This window comes from Parapedobacter flavus (assembly GCF_035818675.1).
In the GTDB taxonomy this organism is placed as follows: domain Bacteria; phylum Bacteroidota; class Bacteroidia; order Sphingobacteriales; family Sphingobacteriaceae; genus Parapedobacter; species Parapedobacter flavus.
Genome location: NZ_JAYKZZ010000001.1, coordinates 236,563 through 254,243 on the forward strand (window position 1 = coordinate 236,563; position 17,681 = coordinate 254,243).

The window sequence follows — 17,681 nt, forward strand, 5'->3', positions numbered from 1 at the left end:
ATTGTTATCTAAGTTTGAAAGAAATGATGATTTACAATTTTTTCGTTGTGTTATTGCTAGTGGCAGGGTGTGCGCGCACCGATGAGCAACCGGATACGGGTGATCCAAAGCAACCGGATGGCTCGGCGACGACATATACTAACCCGGTTTTCGAGCCTATCCTTGCAGACCCGACGGTGGTCCGTGACCCCGAAACAGGTCTTTTTTATGCCTATGGTACCCAAGACAACTGGGGCGATGGGCAGGGTAGCCGGCTCGTGCCTATTCTGCGGTCGGCCAATCTCGTGGATTGGCAGGTGGTAGGTGAGGCGTTTGATGAAAAACCCAGTTGGAAAGAAGCCGGCGGGATATGGGCGCCTGACGTATACATCGTGAATGGGAAATACCACCTCTACTATGCCTACTCTACTTGGGGCGACGCCAACCCCGGTATCGGCGTAGCCGTGGCGGAGCAACCAACAGGTCCATTTATTGACCATGGAAAAGTATTCAGCAGCGAGGACGTAGGCGTGCCCAACTCCATCGATGCCTTCTATTTCGAAGAACAAGGAGAAAAGTACCTGTTTTGGGGTAGCTTCAGCAATGCCCCCACGCAAGGCACGTATGCAGTTAAGTTGGCCGATGACGGCCTTTCTGCCCCGGATCTCTCGCAAAAAATGAAAATTGCCGCGGGCGACTTTGAAGCGGTAATGATTCATAAGCGGGGCGATTACTACTATTTTTTCGGTTCAAAAGGCAGCTGTTGCGAAGGGGCCGATAGCAAATACCGCGTGTTGGTGGCCCGGTCGGAAAACCTGATGGGACCGTATGTGGATAAAGGCGGATACGCCATTACCGACCGTGGGAAGGGAACACTTTTGATCGAAGGTAACGCTCGAATCGCTGGGCCCGGCCATAATGCGCGACTGATTGCCGACGACGAAGGAACGGATTGGTTTCTTTACCATGGTATTGACCGCGCCAAAGGCAAGGTGTCGAGCGGCGCGAGCCGGCGGATGCTGATGCTCGACAAGGTCACCTGGCGCGACGGCTGGCCGGAAATTAGTGGCCGTGTCCCGAGCACATCACCGCAGGAAGCGCCGGTGTTTCAATGATACTGATGGTACGTGTCTAGCGCAACCTTCTGGTACTCGTTACGGTACTGGTGGGGTTGTTTGCCCGTGACCTTCTTGAATTGCTTATTGAAATTGGTCATCGATTGGAACCCACAGGCATAGCCGATGTGATCAATGTTCATCTTGTCTTCTTTGAGGAGTTTGCAGGCATATTCGATGCGGATTTCTTTCAGGAAATCTGAAAACGACTGATTGACGCGCGATTTGAAATACCGGCTGAATGACGTGTTGGTCATGCTGGCGATGGAAGCGACTTCCTCCAAATGGATTTTTCGATGGAAGTTTTTCATGATGAATTCATATACTTTATTCATCCGGTCCGTCTCGGCTTCTGTATTGTACGATTTGGAGTGGGTATCCGTAATGAGGAGACATTCATCAGACAGCGCAATCGTATTCAGTATTTTAAGGAGTTGGATGATGCTATCGGCGCCTTTCAACTCAAGCAGTTCAACCATCATGCGCATCACGGCTAGCTTGGTCTTGCCGGTGATCTCAATGCCACACTGCGAGCGCTGAAAGAGGTGCTTGATGTTTTCGAACTCTTCCTTTTCGTGGATGTTATCGCCGAAGAAATGGTCGAGGAAATAGATAACAATTACCGTGGTACTTAATCCGCTGTCTTTTTCAAAATAGCTGTTATGGCTGCGCCACACATGGGGTAGATTGGGGCCAATCAAAACCAGGTCGTTTGCCTTGAAAGGCTTGATACTGTCGCCCACAAATCGGTTCCCTTCACCTTCCATCACATACGAAAGCTGGAACTCGGGGTGCAGATGGAACGTGGGGTCAAAATAGGGCTCTACTTGTTTGCGCACCACAAATGCCCGGTTTTCCGGGATGAGCGCTTTGGGGATGACATGCGTTTTTTTCATCGATTTTGTTTTTTTTTATTGCCGATGAGAGCTCGACGTAAATAATTATTGCCCTGCGTGTCAATATTATTTACGTTCTCGGTTTCATGATTTGTCATTGCAAATATATAAATATATTAAACTATGATATAATTTGACTATAAAGAGATAAGATACCGTGGTTTTCTTTTGCCTTGGCGGCCTACTTTTGTCTTAGTTTACGATTATAGAACTATTTATATGAAATTTATCTCCTACTTGTGTGTTGCCGTTTGCTGTCTGTCCTTAACCCGATGCACGGATACGAGCCGTGATTATCCGCGGCGTGCAGAAGTATTGTTCGTAGGCAGCGCAGATGAGGGCGTTGAAGCCAGTAAGTATGCGTCGTGGCTGGCCATCGAGCTTTTCCAAAGCGGTATTAACCTTACCTACTCCGAAGACCTTGGCAACCTGAACAAGAAGGGGCTAAGCATATATGATGGTGTGGTGCTGTTTGCGGTTTCAGATTCGATCGCAGCCGACCAGCAGCGGGCGGTGTCCGATTTTGTGTCGGATGGAAAAGGGCTTCTTTCGTTCGGTGCCGAATCATTGATCATCAACGGTGCCGAGCCCGCGGAAGCGAAAGAGGGTACAGCCGATGGAGTGCAATACCTGGTCAAGGGCAGTGGTCGCATCTTCCATACCGCCCTCGGCAGAGAAGTAGCTACCTGGAAACAGTTGGATTTCTTGCAGCTAATCAACAGCGGTGCGCAATGGGCATTGGGCGAAGAAGTGATGGGCTGGGTGGCCAAACTGGATATTCCCAGTGTAAGCATATACGAAGATACTATTGCCGACTTCACGGCCCGGCATTTCGTGCCGAAAATGCAAGACCCGCTATCGCCGGACGAGTCGGCCAAGCTTACCCAGGTTCCATTGGGCTTCGAATTGAAACTATTTGCATCGGAACCCGATATCGTCAACCCGATAGCGATGAGCTGGGATGAGAAAGGGCGGTTGTGGATTATCGAAGCGATGGACTACCCCAACAATTTCGTGGAATTGGAAGGCGAAGCAAATGACCGGGTAAAGATTTGTGAAGATACCGATGGCGACGGGGTAGCCGATAAGTTTACAGTATTTGCAGATGGGCTGAATATTGCGACGAGTTTTACGTTTGCCAACGACGGCATCATCCTGTCGATGGCGCCCCACTTCATCTTTCTTAAGGATACCGACGGCGACGATGTGGCGGATCTACGCGATACAGTGATGACTGGCTGGAATAAGAACGACACCCACGCCGGCCCTTCCAACCTACAATACGGGTTTGATAACAAAATCTGGGGCGTTACGGGCTATGCCGGGTTCAATGGTTACATTGATGGTAAGCGGCTGGCGTTTGGACAGGGGGTGTATCATTTCAATCCGGACGGCACTGATTTTGAGTTTCTGGCAACCACCAGCAACAACACCTGGGGATTGGGTATGACCGAGGATAACAACGTGTTTATCTCTACGGCAAACAATACCCACAGTGCCTACTATTCCATGCCCGAGCAATTGGTGCAACGCCGTCTCCGGAACGACGATGAACGGCATCCCGTCAACGCGGTGCAGAAAGTAGATGGTCACTATGAAGTACATGCCATGACACCCAACCTCCGGCAGGTAGACGTGGTCGGTGGCTTTACTGCCGCCGCAGGACACCACTTCTACACCGCGCGTGATTACCCGCAAAGCTACTGGAATAGGACGGCTTTTGTTACCGAGCCGACGGTACGCTTGGTGCACAACGCGATCATCGAACCGGATGGCGCTGGCTTCAAAGAGCACGATGGCTGGAACTTGGCCGTTAGCTCGGACGAATGGTTCGGCCCCATCCATACCGAAGTAGGTCCGGATGGTGCAGTGTGGATACTCGATTGGTATAATTTCATTATCCAACACAACGTGTTCGTGCCGGCACAGGCACCGTCGGATAAGGTGTTGCCCTTTATCGAGCAACCACATGGTCCGGGCAATGCGTTTGATAGCGAGCTGCGCGATAAGAAATATGGCCGTGTGTACCGGCTGGTATATAAAGATGCCAAGCACCGTAATGGATTTAAGCTGACCAAAGAAGATCCAGACGGTCTACTGGAGGCACTGAAAAGCGATAATAAATTCTGGCGTACCCATGCGCAACGATTACTGGTGGAACGCGGGCAAGACGACGTTGCCGAAGACCTCATCCGCATTGCGGGCGACCAGAAGATCGATAAAATCGGTCTGAACGCACCCGCCATCCACGCTTTATGGACCCTGCAGGGGTTAAACCTCATCGGTGAGCGGGACGATGTAGCTGATGCCGTCATAGCCGCATTGGAGCACCCCTCGGCGGGTGTGCGTAAAGCGGCGGCCCAAGTACTGCCGGTAGCCGACAAGTTCCGCGATGCGTTGCTGAACAGCGGTCTACTGGCCGATACCAGCTTGAATACCCGGCTGGCGGCATTCGTGAAGGTAACGGAATACCCGGCATCTGAAGCGGTTGCGGAGGCGCTGCTAGCGGCAACCAACGATCAGGTCAATGAGCAAGACCGGTGGTTATCACAAGCCTTGTTTGCAGCCATAGCACAACATGAGAATCCATTCTTCAAGGTGGCTTCAACACCGGGTGCAAGTAGCTTTGCCACACGTATACTCGAATCGCTCGCTACGGAAGAGTATACGCTCGGTCGCCGGAGCCGTTTCGCGTTCTCGCCCGATGTTTCCAATAAGGAAATCCATCTCCAAATGGAAGTACAGCGACGCGATAACGAGCCCTATAATGGGCTGATTGTAGGGCAAGGTGATAAAGCCGGCGGGTATGCCGTTTATGCAAAAAGCAATCGGCTCTATTTCGAAGTGTACCAACACGGCCAAACCGCAACGGTGGTGTCGCGTGGTAACCTGCCACGCGAGTTTGTCGCCGACGCCCACCTCTCGGCAGATGCCTCGATGGAACTGCTGATCAACGGTGTGAGCCAAGGCACGGCGAAGGCCATGCACCTCTTTGCCGAGTCGCCCCAACTGAACCTTCGTTCAGGGGAGGATTTCGACCAAGCGCACGCATTTGCCGACTATGGTGGCTCATCGCAGTTCACGGGCAACGCGAACCGGATCACCGTGAAGTTGTCTAACGCAAGCCGGACGGCCGTATCGGCACAAGACGATACCCAATCGACCAACCCCGAGGCCAACGTGCCCTCGGAACGGATTGAGTTGAAAGCCGTGAAAGACATTATGCAGTATGATAAAAAACTGATTACCGTCCCTGCGGGCAAGAAAATCACCCTCGTTTTCGAAAACCCCGATGGCATGCAGCATAACCTGCTGATTATTCAACCGGGTACATTAGATATCGTAGGGAAAGCAGCAGATGATATGCTCCGGTCGTCAGAGGCTTACGAAAAGCAGTATATTCCCGATATTCCCGAAGTATTGCACCACACCTCCCTGGTTAATCCGGGCGAGAGCGTAACGTTGGAGTTTACCGCGCCGACCGAGCCGGGCGATTACCCCTACTTATGTACATTTCCAGGGCACTGGCGCGGGATGAATGGGATTATGCGCGTAGTGAAATAAGAAAACCAAATGGATGTTAACATGAAACCTGCCATGTCAGTGCCTAACACAAAGGCGATGAAAATGCAGGTTCCATGAGGCAATTAAAAAAGTAAATTATTAACGAATGAACTCAACGATGAAACGATTAACGGGATTGGCTGTATTGCTGATCACGGCGGGCACAGTGCTCGGTCAGACCAAGCCTATCGAAATTTTGATGGTCGGTGGCGGCGGCTCCCACGATTTTGGCAGGTGGTATGGTCAGGAAGATGCCCACACCATCGAGTCAACAGGCAAGTACAACGTGACGTATACGGAGCATACCGATTCCATATCCGCCTACCTCAAACAAACTGATCTTTTGATTTTGACGAACAATCAGCCAATCAGCAAGAAAGGGCAGGCTGCTATCACCAAATTTATCGAAAAGGGCCACGGACTGTTGCTGTTACATGCTGCGGTATGGTATAACTGGGAAGATTGGCCCGCATACAACCTCAATTATGTAGGGGGCGGCAGCAGGAGCCATGAGCCGTTCCAGGAAATAAAAAACTTCGTGGTCAATGCCGGGCACCCCATTACGCAAGGCGTTCCGGCGAAATTTGAGTTCAAGGACGAATTGTACCGCCACGTGCCCGATCCGGCCGCCAAAGGCATTGAGGTGCTGGTCATCGGCCAGTCGAACGAAACCGACGCAGTGTACCCGGGTGTATTCACCGTGAAGCACCGCAAGGCCAAAATAGTAGGTATTACCACCGGTCACGATGAGCATAGCCATGAGCATGAGGCTTATAAAACGTTGTTGATCAACGCGATCAACTGGGTTGCAAATGAATAAATAAAGATATAATTAGTTAAAAACAAGATTAAAACATGTCACAAATTACTGTCGTTATCGTAGGAATGGGTTTTGGAAAGGAATTTATACCCATTTACCAGAAACATCCGAATATCAAAGCTGTTGGGATTTGCACCCGTAATGAAAATACCCTGAACGAGCTGAAAGCAAAATTCAACCTCGATGATGATTTGATATTCACCGACTTCGAAGACGTCGTAAAACGCGATGATGTAGATGCCATCCACGTGGTCACCCCCGTACCGGAGCACGCCCGCATGACGTTGGCATCGCTCAATGCGAATAAGCACACGGCGTGCACCATCCCCATGGCGATGACGGTGGAAGACTGCGAAGCGATCGTTGCCGCCAAACGCAAATCGGGCAAGGTGTATATGATGATGGAAACCGCGTTGTATACCCGCGAATTCCTTTACGGATTGAAGAAAGCGGAAAACGGTGAGCTTGGTAAGATCCAGTTTGTCCGTGGATCGCACATCCAGGATATGAGCATGGACGGATGGGCCGATTACTGGAAAGGATATCCGCCTATGTTGAACGGTACGCATGCGATTTCGCCCCTGCTGCGCATCAACAACACCATTGCCGAATCGGTGGTTTGCCACGGTTCCGGACGGCTATCGGACGATTTGGCCAGCCGTTACAATGCGCCCTATGCGGTGGAGACCGCCACCTTCAAGCTGAAAGGTACCGACGTGGTAGCTGAAGCCACCCGTTCGCTATTCGATGTAGTACGTCAATACCGCGAGAGCTACGACGTGTATGGAACAAAAGAATCGTTTGAGTGGGAGCAACTGCAAGACGAAGAGCACATATTGTTCGACGGCGGCGAGAATGCGGTCCGCGTAAATGTCCCTGATACGGACGAACTGCTCATTCCGGAGATCGCGTCGTTCACCAAGCGTGAGAAAATAGACGACCCCAACCACGTGTCGTTCCTCCAGGGCGCCGGACACGGTGGTTCACACCCGCATTTGGTACAGGAATTCGTTGCCGCCATCGTGGAAGGCCGCGATTCGGCAGTCGACGCTGCGCTTGCCGCAAACTATACTTGCGCAGGTATCTGTGCGCACGAATCGGCTATGAAGGGCGGTGAGCGTGTCGAGATTCCAAGTTTTGAATAAATACGATTGATTGGTTTATAAGTTAGGTTGGTTTTAAATGATGCATATAGGAATTAGCACGTTTGTTTGGGTTTCTCCGTTTTCAACGGCGTCGTTTGACGTGCTGCGCAAGGCGAAAGACATCGGGTATGAAGTCATCGAAATCGCTGTGGAAGACCGCGATCTGATCGATTGGGTGGCCCTGAAGAAGGTCAGCCGCGAGCTGGGTTTGCGTGTGACGGTCAGCGGTGCCTTTGGCATGGACCGCGATATTTCCAGCGATCGGCCCGAAATCCGGGCAATTGGGCTTTCCTATATCATCGACTGTTTGGAAATCGCCAACGATTTTGAAAGCCCGGTATTTGGTGGGCCATTGTATTCGGCCGTCGGAAAAACACGTCTGGTCCCTGCCGAGCAGAAGGCCCAGGAAAGGCAATGGTGTCTGGAAAACCTCCATGAGGCGATCCGGCGGGCGGAAACGCTGGGCGTCACATTGGCGCTGGAACCGCTAAATCGTTTTGAGACGGATATGGTCAATACCGTCGATCAGGCCATCGAAATCGTAGACGAACTGGATAGCCCGTATTTGAAGATTTTGTTGGATACGTTCCACAGCAATATCGAGGAAAAAGACATCCCTGCCAGTATCATCAAGTTGGGCGACCGATTGGTTCATATCCAAGCCAACGAGAACGATCGCGGAACACCTGGAACGGGTCATTTGGACTGGTTGGGGATACGGGATGCGCTTCATACCATCGGTTACGAAGGAAGCCTGGTCATCGAAACCTTTGGCGCCCCCTCCAAAGAGCTGGCCCGGGCGGCCAGTATCTGGCGGCCGTTGGCCAATAGCGCCGATGAACTGGCATCCGAAGGTTTTACATTTCTAAAGGAGACATTTTGCCCATGACGCGTAGTTGATACATCGGGGATTAACCATTTAAATACCAAAATTATGAGAAGAAGGGAATTCATTTACATGCTGAATGCCGGACTGGCGGCAGGTGCGCTGTCAAAGACGGCTTTCGGCGGAGTGCTGCGGAGCAGGCCGGGGACGTCGCGCATGCAGGAAGAGCTGGCCTACCATACCATACAATCGGTAACGTTCGGTGACGTGCGCATGCAATACCCGCGTTTCGTGGGTAAAAATGCTCGATTGGATGTGCATGGTTTCGGCCCCCGCATCGGCATTTGTACCATCACTACCGACAAGGGAGCCAAAGGGTGGGCTTCGCTTCGGGGTGGCCGTGACGGGGCGCAGCATATCGTTCCCGAGTTGGTGGGCAAGAAATTATCGGAGGTATTCCATGTCGATGCCGGCATCACAGACGACCGCTACCTTCCTTTCGATATCGCACTGCACGACCTGGCAGGCGTAGCACTGAACAAACCGGTGTACGCAATGCTCGGCCGCGACAAGCCTTTTACCACCAAATACTACAGCGGCATGATTTATTTCGATGACCTCGAACCGGCCCACGCGCCGGGAGGTATCGATAAGGTTCTGGCCAACTGCCGTTATGATTACGACTACGGTTACCGCCAGTTCAAGTTGAAAATCGGTAGAGGACACCGATGGATGGCTCAAAAAGAAGGGTTGGCCCGGGATATCGAGGTCACCAAGCGGGTAGCAGCCGCCTTTCCCGATTGTGAGATCCTGGTGGATGGCAACAACGGTTTTACCGTCAGTGAATTTACGGCCTACCTCGGGGGGATAGGTGATACGCCGCTGTTCTGGATAGAGGAACCCTTCCATGAAACCGTACAGGATTACCGTAAACTGCGCGACTGGATGGCCAAGGCCGATGTAAAGAGTTTGCTCGCGGAGGGTGAGGCCGACCCCAACCCAGCATTGTTGGACGAGTTGATGCAGCAAAAGTTGATGGATGTGCACATCTCGGATATCGAGGGCCTTGGATTTACCAACTGGCGGAAACTTATGCCAAAGCTGGTGCAATACGGCGTCCAGGCGTCGCCCCACGCGTGGGGTTCGCTACTCAAAACCTATTATACCGCCCATATGGCCGGTGGCTTGGGCAATACGGTGACGATAGAGGGTGTCACCAGCACATCGGACGACGTGGACCTTAGCGCATACACCATCAAAGAAGGAAGGCTCATTCCGCCGGATGCGCCGGGATTCGGGCTGGAATTGCAGCGATAACCCGTAGGGGAATATCACGGTCTGGTTTGCGCCTTATAAGTAAACCGATTTAGTTGAATAAAGTGTTAATCCATACAGTTATAAACTATTTTTAAACAAAATAACGAACCATGAACAAAAAACCATGACCGTGAAAGGTCATACCAATTATCCGAATCTGAAATAGCCGTCATCGACCTTAGCTAAAGATGATTAGTGAAGGCCTCGCCTGCCAGGCGTACCATGTGTTGAGCGTGAGAATGCTTCTACATGCTAGCCTATTGTTGTCGACGACCGCACTGGAACTTAATGAAATGAATGTTAACCAATAATTATTATGATGAAAATGATGCAAATCATGAAAAGTGATAAACAGCCATTATGCCTGGTCATAGTCGCGTTTATCGTACTGAGCTTTGGTGGCTGCAAGGATAACAATCCAACCGTCGATGCCGTACAACCGTTCGACCCGGCCAAGCCGGTGGTCGTGTCCGACTTTAATCCCAAATCGGGAGGTATGGGACAACGCCTGGTGATCTATGGTGAGAATTTCGGGGACGACCCCGAAAAGGTGTCGGTATTTATCGGTGGGAAGGAAGCGATCGTGATCAATGTGCGGGGCGAATCCCTCTATTGCTTGGTACCCAAGCAGGCGTTTGCCGGCGATATCGAAGTGCGTGTAGCCAACGGAAACAGACAAGTAGTCGGCCAAGCATCCCAAGCATTCGATTACGAGCGTAAGATGGTGGTATCTACCGTCATCGGATACCGCAATGATCGCGGTGACGAACCATGGAAAGATGGTAAGTTCAAGGATCCTGATGAAACCAAGATGGCGAGTGGGTTCTGGGAACCCTCGTTTATGAAGTTCGATCCACTCAATCCGAAGCACCTATGGATGACTTTTGACTTTAATAACGGACTGTACCTGATTAACTTCGAAGACAGTACCGTCACGAAGAAACGCTCGGATTTTGACCGCCCGCGGAGTATTGATTTTACGATTGATGGCCAGTACATGATCATTGCCGAAGACCGCGGTGGCGAAAACGACCGGGCTACCTATCGGTTATCGCGCGACAGGGACTGGCAGGATAGGGAAATACTGACCAGATACAGGCAGTGTAACGGGGCGTCCATCCACCCCGTCAATGGTGAAATGTACTTCAACAGTTACGAAAAGGGACAGTTTTTCCGCTTTGATCTGAATAAATACTTCGATGAAGGCCTCGGTGACAAAGATTATGAAACGCTGTTTGTGGTTCATGACCCGCAATGGGAGTACAAGATTTTTATGCATCCCACAGGCAATTACGCTTACATTCTGGTCATCAACCAGCATTATATCCTCCGGGTGGATTACAATTGGGATAAGAAACAATTTAACCAACCGTACTTGGTAGCCGGGCAGCTTAGAAGTGCGGGATACGCAGACGGCGTGGGTTCGTCGGTTCGCTTACGGAATCCCTATCAAGGGGTGTTTGTTAAAAACCCAGACTATGTTGCTGCGGGTAAGCCCGATGAATATGATTTTTATTTCACCGACCAACATAACCATGCCATCCGTACGTTGACGCCGGAAGGAAGCGTAACGACATTTGCGGGGAGAGGCAGCTCCAGCATCAACAACGATCCTTGGGGTTACGTGGATGGTGACCTACGGGAGGAAGCTAGGTTTGACCGGCCCTCCGGAATCGCCTACAGTGAGGAAGAGAAAGCCTTTTACGTCGGTGACCAGATGAATCGCCGTATTCGTAAAATAGCCCTCGAAGAAATGGATGAAAACCAAATAGACCCTAATAATGAAGGAAATGAAGACTAGGTTATTATTAATAAGTATGTTACTTATCAGTGTAACAATACGTGCACTGGCCCAGGAAATCGTCGAAGTAACCGGAACCGTTGTCGACGAAAATAAGGAGCCGTTAATCGGCGTAAGTGTTTTTGTAACGGATGCTCCCGGGTTGGGTACCGTCACCGATAATGACGGTACGTATAGTATCCGTATGGAGCGCTATAAGAAGCTGACCTTCTCTTATGTCGGCTACGATGCGCAGGAAATATTGGTTAAGGATGATTTCGTTGTCGATATAACGCTCAAAGAATCGGAGATGAGTGTACTGGATGAAGTTGTTGTGACAGGCACCGGCCCGCAATCGAGGTTAACGCTGACAGGTGCCGTCAGTACGGTGGATGTCAATGACATGAAATCAAACCCTACGTCGAGCTTATCGAATGCGTTGGCCGGAAACGTACCGGGCGTGCTGGCCATGATGCAATCGGGGCAGCCGGGAAAGAACATCTCGGAGTTCTGGATCCGTGGGATATCCACGTTTGGCGGCGGTACAGGAGCACTGGTGTTGGTCGACAATATCGAGCGCGACCTCAACGAAATCAATATCGAAGATATCGAGACCTTCACGGTATTGAAAGATGCGGCGGTTACGGCAATCTATGGGTCGCGGGGAGCAAATGGGGTAATCCTGATTACAACCAAACGGGGTAAGGAGGGGAAGATCAATATCAACTTCAAAGATGAGACCATCTACAACACGCGGACCATTACACCCGAGTTCGAAGATGGGTTTACGTATGCAAACCTGTTGAACGAGTCACGTATCACCCGTAACTTCGAGCCAATTTATCAGCCCGAAGAATTGGAAATCCTGCGCTTAGGGCTGGATCCCGATTTGTATCCCAATGTCAACTGGAAAGACCTGCTGTTGAAAGATGGTGCCATGACCTATCGCGCTAATCTAAACATGAGCGGCGGCGGGTCCACAGCACGCTATTTTGCCTCGGGCAGCTACGTAGAGGAAGGCGGAATGTATAAAATTGACGAAACATTAAAGGACGATTACAACACCAACGCCAACTACCGGCGCTGGAACTACCGGTTGAATGCGGATATTGACATCACCCGGTCGACGCTGTTGAAAGTCGGTGTTGCAGGCTCGCTCAGTAAACGCAATAGCCCGGGCTTGGGCGATAATGATTTCTGGGGTGTTCTTTTCGGCTACTCGCCGATACGCACACCGGTGATGTATTCCAACGGCTACGTGCCGGCAATTGGTACCGGAAACCAGACGAACCCCTGGGTGGTGGCTACACAAACCGGGTTCAATGAGAATTGGGGAAACAACATACAGACTAATATCACCATCGAGCAGAATTTTGACTTCATCACGAAAGGCCTCCGTGCCCGCGGAATTGTTGGGTTCGACACGAACAACGACAGCAATATCCAACGCCGGAAATGGCCCGAACAGTGGCGTGCCGAGCGTGCGCGCAACGAGAATGGCGAGTTGGTTTTCAGCCATGTATCCGACCCCAGTGAAATGTTTCAGGCCAGTAGTTCCAGTGGCAACCGGCGCGAGTTCGTCGACGTGATGATCAATTACGACCGAAGCATAGCAACTGACCATAATGTGGGGGCTGTGGCCCGGTTTACGCGCGATGCGTTTGTACAAACTGTCGGTATCGGTGGCGATATCAAAAATGGTATATCCCGGCGAAACCAAGGTCTGGCCGGGCGCCTCACCTATAACTACAAATACCGCTATTTTGTCGATTTCAACTTTGGGTATAACGGATCGGAAAACTTCGCCGTAGGCGAACAATACGGCTTTTTCCCGGCAATCTCAGGGGCTTGGAACGTGTCTGAAGAATCGTTTATTAAAGACAATGTAGCGTGGTTGGATATGTTCAAGATCCGTTATTCCTGGGGAAAGGTGGGTAATGACCAGTTAGGTGGGGGCGAACGCTTCCCTTATTTGTACACACTCTCAGAAATTGGACGTTTTGATGGTGGAAACTGGATACCAGAAGGTGGATACCAGTGGGCAGACTACGGTTATAGCAGGTACTTCGGCGGCATGCGGTACAGCCAGGTGGCTTCTCCCTATGTTACCTGGGAAATGGCCGTCAAACATAACCTCGGCTTCGATATTGCCCTCTTCAGAGACAAGGTGATCGCCAACCTGGATTTCTTCGACGAAGAACGGACAGGGATTTATATGCAACGGAACTTTTTGTCGGCCATGGTGGGTTTAGAAAGTAACCCAAGGGCCAACGTAGGCGCCGTGAAATCCCGTGGTTTCGACGGCCGTCTTGAATATAAGCAGAAAGTGGGCGCGGTAAACCTGACGGCACGGAGTAACATCACCTACAGCAAAAACGAGGTTCTCGAAAGGGATGAGGAGAACAACGTGTATCCGTATCAGAATGAAAAAGGCTACCGTGTAGATCAGGCGAAGGGGTTGGTGGCCTTAGGTTTATTTGAAGATTACGACGACATCCGCAATAGCCCTACGCAAACGTTCGGGCCCTACCAGCCCGGTGATATCAAATATAAGGATATCAATGGCGATGGGGTGATTAACGATGGCGACCGCGTAGCAATCGGTGCGACGAGACGGCCGAACCTGATCTATGGACTGGGGGCGTCGGCCAGCTGGAAAGGATTGGACATTAATGTGCACTTCCAAGGCGCCGGTAAATCCACCTTCTTTATTTACGGAAAGACCGTATATGCCTTCAGTGAAGGGGAGTGGGGGCAGGTAATGAAAGGAATGATGGGCGATAACCGGTGGATTTCGGCCGATATTTCCGGTGACCCGGCCACCGAAATCCCAATGCTTCCTATCCACGCCTCAGTTATGGGGCTAACCCCAACAATTTCAGGGCTTCAACATACTGGTTGCGCAACGGGCAGTATATCCGTTTGAAAACAGTTGATATCGGCTATACGCTGCCGAAGCAACTGGTTAGCCGGATAAGAACCAATAATATCCGCATTTTCCTGGTCGGTACCAATTTGCTTACCTGGTCACCATTTAAGCTTTGGGACCCCGAACTGGGCAGCCCCAGAGGGGAAGACTACCCGTTGCCCAAATCCGTTACACTCGGGATCAGTGTTAACCTATAAAATCAAAAGCGATGCAAAAGAAGATATATTGTATGTTATTGTTGGTGCTTGGCACTAGCATCATTTCTTCCTGTAACAAGGACTACCTTGAGTCGGACCAGTATTTCAAAGACCGGCTCACGGTCGAAAAAGTGTTTTCGAGCAAGGTATACACCGAACAGTGGTTGGCTCACGTATTTGCAGAATTCGCGGGCATAAACGCAGACGTGGCGAGTAAAGGTTTCACGCCCCATAGTTTTGCCGACGACATGTACTACGGCGATCGGGACAGTGACTATGACCCCTCAAAGAACGAGCTGTCATACAACATGTTCAAGATGGGGGATTATAACGAGAACGATAAACAGGGTACGTGGATACAATGTTATCGGGGCATCCGAAATGCCACCACACTGATTCACAACGTGCACATGAATACGGAGATGTCTGACGTGGAGATTGCTGATTATCGCGGGCAGGCACGGTTTGCCCGGGCTTACCTGTACTGGTTGCTGCTCCGCAAATACGGCCCTATTCCGCTGCTGCCCGATGAAGGGTTGGACTACACGCAGAGCTATGATGAGCTGGCCATCCCGCGTAGCACGTATGAAGCATGTGCCGAATACATCGCCACAGAAATGCTGCAAGCCGCAAAAGAAATGGAAACGCTGGGCATGACGCGCGGTCAGGACGGCTCGGCCCGCCCAACCTGTGGCGCGGCACTGGCTACCCGTGCCAAAGCGTTGCTTTATGCCGCAAGCCCATTGGCCAATGGCAATACGGCAGGCTTTGCCGCCACACTGACCGACGATGCAGGGAACCGGTTGCTGTCGGCCGACTATAACGAAGAAAAGTGGGCAAAGGCTGCGGCCGCTGCCCGGGACGTGATCGAACTCGGCGTATACGAACTTTATTGGGTACCTATACAGGAAACGGGCGATGACGCTACGGTGATACCACCGGCAGACAACAATTTTTCAGAAAAAAGCTGGCCGGAAGGCTGGGCAAATATCGACCCCGCCAAGTCTTATGCGCAAGTATTTGATGGTACGTTGCAAGCCTCCGGAAACCCCGAGTTGATCTTTACCAGAGGTAACAACCAAGGTGGCGAAAGCATCGCTGCCATGGTGGCGCACCAGTTGCCCCGCTCGGCAACGGGTTGGAATACCCATGGCGTAACACAAAAGTTGGTCGACGCCTATTACATGAACAACGGGGAAGACGCCCCGGGGAAAGACAAGGAAATCGGTCGCGGTGACGGTTCCGACCGCGTAGGTGGCTACGTAACCCAAGAGGACTATGACGCCGGCAACTACCGGCCGTTGCGGCCCGGTGTTTCGTTGCAATATGCCAATCGGGAACCTCGATTCTATGCATCGGTGGCCTATAATGGCAGTTTCTGGACCCTGCTCAACGAAACACAAGAGCGGAACCGGAACCAGCAGGTATTCTATTACCGCGATGATGACCGCGGAAATGGATTCAACTCATCCAATGCATACTGGTTGCGCACCGGCTTCGGGGTTAAGAAGTTTGTTCACCCGAGTGATACCTACGAGGGCGGGGCCATCAGCCGTATCGTCCCCAAAGCAGAGCCTGCTATTCGCTATGCCGATATCCTGCTCATGTACGCGGAGGCACTGAATGAGCTCGATGGTTCCTACACCATCCCGTCGTGGCGTGGCAGCAATTATACGATCAGTCGCGATATCACCCAGATACAACGTGGTGTTCACCCTGTCCGCATCCGTGGTGGCGTGCCCGATTACCCGGCTGATGTGTACAGCAGTAAAGACGAGTTGCGGAAAACATTGAAACGGGAACGGTTTATCGAGCTGATGGGAGAAGGGAAACGCTATTACGACCTGCGCCGTTGGATGGATGCCCCGGTAGAAGAAGCATTGCCTGTTTACGGTTGCAATATCCTGATGAATGAAAATGAACGGGATCTTTTCCACCAGCCCGTAGCGGTGTGGGCCCTCAAAACCACCTTTTCAGATAAGATGTGGTTTTGGCCGATCAGCCATAGTGAGCTGAAACGCAACCACCGGCTTACACAAAATCCGGGATGGACGTATAATGATTAATAAGGACCTACTAAAAATTACGCTGATGAAAAAGTTACATATAGCGCCCTTTCTATTTTCACTGTTGGTGCTCTGCGGTGCCTGCAACGACGAATGGAAAGACGAGCAGTTTAAACACCTGGTGTCGTTTAAGGCACCCCTCACGAACGAAGGGATATCCAATATCTATGTTCGATACAAAGGCGATGAGAAAACCGTTTTTCAACAACCGCTAGTGGTTAGTGGGTCTACCACGATAGACAAGGGGATGACGGTGCACATTGCGGTAGATGCCGATACACTGGATGTGCTGAACTATGAGCGTTTCCAGAACCGGGAAGACTTTTATTATAGGGAGTTAACCAATGAGTATTTCAGCATATCACCGACGGTTGATGTGCAGGCAGGGGAAAGCACCGCATTGTTAGCCATCGATTTTACCCTCAAGGATATCGATATGACAGAGAAGTGGGTGCTCCCGTTGACAATTACGGATGATCCGTCTTATAATTATCAGGCCAATCCGCGGAAACACTACCGGAAAGCACTTTTGCGTGTTAATCCCTTCAATGATTATTCAGGCACCTATAGCGGTACCGCCTTGAAAACAAGCATGGAAGGTTACGAAGATGAAACCCCCATCGTTAAAAGTGAAATCCGCAGCTATGTGGTGGATGAAAGCACGATTTTCTTCTATGCCGGCAATATCGATGAAGAACGGCAAGACCGGCGTCTGTATAAGGTCTACGCAACGTTCAGTGAAACGGGTGGAGTGACTTTTAGCGCCGATAATCCAGATATGAAGTTCGTGGTCAATAAAGATGCCAGCTATACCATCACGGAGCAGATGGATGCCGTTCGCCCTTATTTGCTACATCGGTATATAACGATCAATAACATCGACTACCAGTTTACCGATTACACCATGGTTCCTAGTGTCGATATCAATTACAAGGTGAGCGGATCGTTGATTTTAGAACGTCAATTGAATACCCAGATTCCAGACGAGGACCAGTCCATCGAATGGTAATTTAACCTGTTTTTTTAACCTGCCTTCCGCCAGCGCCG

General features: G+C 50.9%; 12 protein-coding genes. 11 read left to right on the forward strand and 1 reads right to left on the reverse strand.

Translation table 11 applies throughout. From position 1 onward, the window contains the following. Positions 1-23 precede the first annotated feature (23 nt). Positions 24-1,094, forward strand: a complete 1,071-nt coding sequence (locus U9S71_RS01010; protein WP_326324537.1) for a family 43 glycosylhydrolase — start codon at positions 24-26, stop codon at positions 1,092-1,094. On the opposite strand, the gene U9S71_RS01015 is transcribed toward U9S71_RS01010, so the two are convergent. Next, the gene (locus U9S71_RS01015; protein ID WP_326324539.1) at positions 1,088-1,990 is read right to left on the reverse strand and encodes an AraC family transcriptional regulator; all 903 of its coding nucleotides are present in this window, start codon (positions 1,988-1,990) and stop codon (positions 1,088-1,090) included. The two genes, U9S71_RS01010 and U9S71_RS01015, sit on opposite strands and share 7 nt — an antisense overlap. A gap of 219 nt (positions 1,991-2,209) precedes the next feature. Between U9S71_RS01015 and U9S71_RS01020 the strand changes: the two genes are divergently transcribed. The 10 genes from U9S71_RS01020 to U9S71_RS01065 all read left to right on the forward strand — a co-directional run bounded on the left by U9S71_RS01020 (position 2,210) and on the right by U9S71_RS01065 (position 17,643). Continuing rightward, complete coding sequence (locus U9S71_RS01020) at positions 2,210-5,554, forward strand: PVC-type heme-binding CxxCH protein (protein ID WP_326324540.1); 3,345 nt, start codon at positions 2,210-2,212, stop codon at positions 5,552-5,554. Positions 5,555-5,672: 118 nt separating this feature from the next. Further along, complete coding sequence (locus U9S71_RS01025) at positions 5,673-6,374, forward strand: ThuA domain-containing protein (RefSeq protein ID WP_326324541.1); 702 nt, start codon at positions 5,673-5,675, stop codon at positions 6,372-6,374. A gap of 35 nt (positions 6,375-6,409) precedes the next feature. Next, the gene (locus tag U9S71_RS01030) at positions 6,410-7,519 is read left to right on the forward strand and encodes a Gfo/Idh/MocA family protein (RefSeq protein ID WP_326324542.1); all 1,110 of its coding nucleotides are present in this window, start codon (positions 6,410-6,412) and stop codon (positions 7,517-7,519) included. 37 nt (positions 7,520-7,556) lie between these two features. Further along, positions 7,557-8,408 (forward strand): sugar phosphate isomerase/epimerase family protein, encoded by an 852-nt coding sequence (locus U9S71_RS01035; RefSeq protein ID WP_326324543.1) that lies wholly within the window; start codon positions 7,557-7,559, stop codon positions 8,406-8,408. A gap of 45 nt (positions 8,409-8,453) precedes the next feature. Next, the gene (locus U9S71_RS01040) at positions 8,454-9,662 is read left to right on the forward strand and encodes an enolase C-terminal domain-like protein (RefSeq protein WP_326324544.1); all 1,209 of its coding nucleotides are present in this window, start codon (positions 8,454-8,456) and stop codon (positions 9,660-9,662) included. Positions 9,663-9,999: 337 nt separating this feature from the next. After that, positions 10,000-11,463, forward strand: coding sequence for an IPT/TIG domain-containing protein (locus tag U9S71_RS01045; protein ID WP_326324546.1), 1,464 nt, complete (start codon positions 10,000-10,002; stop codon positions 11,461-11,463). 16 nt (positions 11,464-11,479) lie between these two features. Beyond that, on the forward strand, positions 11,480-14,368 hold the full coding sequence (locus U9S71_RS01050) for a SusC/RagA family TonB-linked outer membrane protein (protein ID WP_326324548.1): 2,889 nt from the start codon (positions 11,480-11,482) through the stop codon (positions 14,366-14,368). Beyond that, a complete protein-coding gene (locus U9S71_RS01055; protein ID WP_326324549.1) occupies positions 14,365-14,568 on the forward strand; it encodes a hypothetical protein in 204 nt (67 codons plus the stop codon). Before U9S71_RS01050 ends, U9S71_RS01055 begins: the two co-directional genes overlap by 4 nt. Positions 14,569-14,579: 11 nt before the next feature. After that, positions 14,580-16,634 (forward strand): RagB/SusD family nutrient uptake outer membrane protein, encoded by a 2,055-nt coding sequence (locus U9S71_RS01060; RefSeq protein WP_326324551.1) that lies wholly within the window; start codon positions 14,580-14,582, stop codon positions 16,632-16,634. A gap of 25 nt (positions 16,635-16,659) precedes the next feature. Beyond that, positions 16,660-17,643: a DUF4973 domain-containing protein gene (locus tag U9S71_RS01065; RefSeq protein WP_326324553.1), complete on the forward strand. Its 984-nt coding sequence runs from the start codon at positions 16,660-16,662 to the stop codon at positions 17,641-17,643. Positions 17,644-17,681 lie beyond the last annotated feature (38 nt).

Coding starts and splice junctions, on each gene's coding strand:
- U9S71_RS01010 (WP_326324537.1), top strand. CDS start 24: ATGATGATTTACAATTTTTTCGTTGTGTTATTGCTAGTGGCAGGGTGT.
- U9S71_RS01015 (WP_326324539.1), bottom strand. CDS start 1,990: ATGAAAAAAACGCATGTCATCCCCAAAGCGCTCATCCCGGAAAACCGG.
- U9S71_RS01020 (WP_326324540.1), top strand. CDS start 2,210: ATGAAATTTATCTCCTACTTGTGTGTTGCCGTTTGCTGTCTGTCCTTA.
- U9S71_RS01025 (WP_326324541.1), top strand. CDS start 5,673: ATGAAACGATTAACGGGATTGGCTGTATTGCTGATCACGGCGGGCACA.
- U9S71_RS01030 (WP_326324542.1), top strand. CDS start 6,410: ATGTCACAAATTACTGTCGTTATCGTAGGAATGGGTTTTGGAAAGGAA.
- U9S71_RS01035 (WP_326324543.1), top strand. CDS start 7,557: ATGATGCATATAGGAATTAGCACGTTTGTTTGGGTTTCTCCGTTTTCA.
- U9S71_RS01040 (WP_326324544.1), top strand. CDS start 8,454: ATGAGAAGAAGGGAATTCATTTACATGCTGAATGCCGGACTGGCGGCA.
- U9S71_RS01045 (WP_326324546.1), top strand. CDS start 10,000: ATGAAAAGTGATAAACAGCCATTATGCCTGGTCATAGTCGCGTTTATC.
- U9S71_RS01050 (WP_326324548.1), top strand. CDS start 11,480: ATGTTACTTATCAGTGTAACAATACGTGCACTGGCCCAGGAAATCGTC.
- U9S71_RS01060 (WP_326324551.1), top strand. CDS start 14,580: ATGCAAAAGAAGATATATTGTATGTTATTGTTGGTGCTTGGCACTAGC.
- U9S71_RS01065 (WP_326324553.1), top strand. CDS start 16,660: ATGAAAAAGTTACATATAGCGCCCTTTCTATTTTCACTGTTGGTGCTC.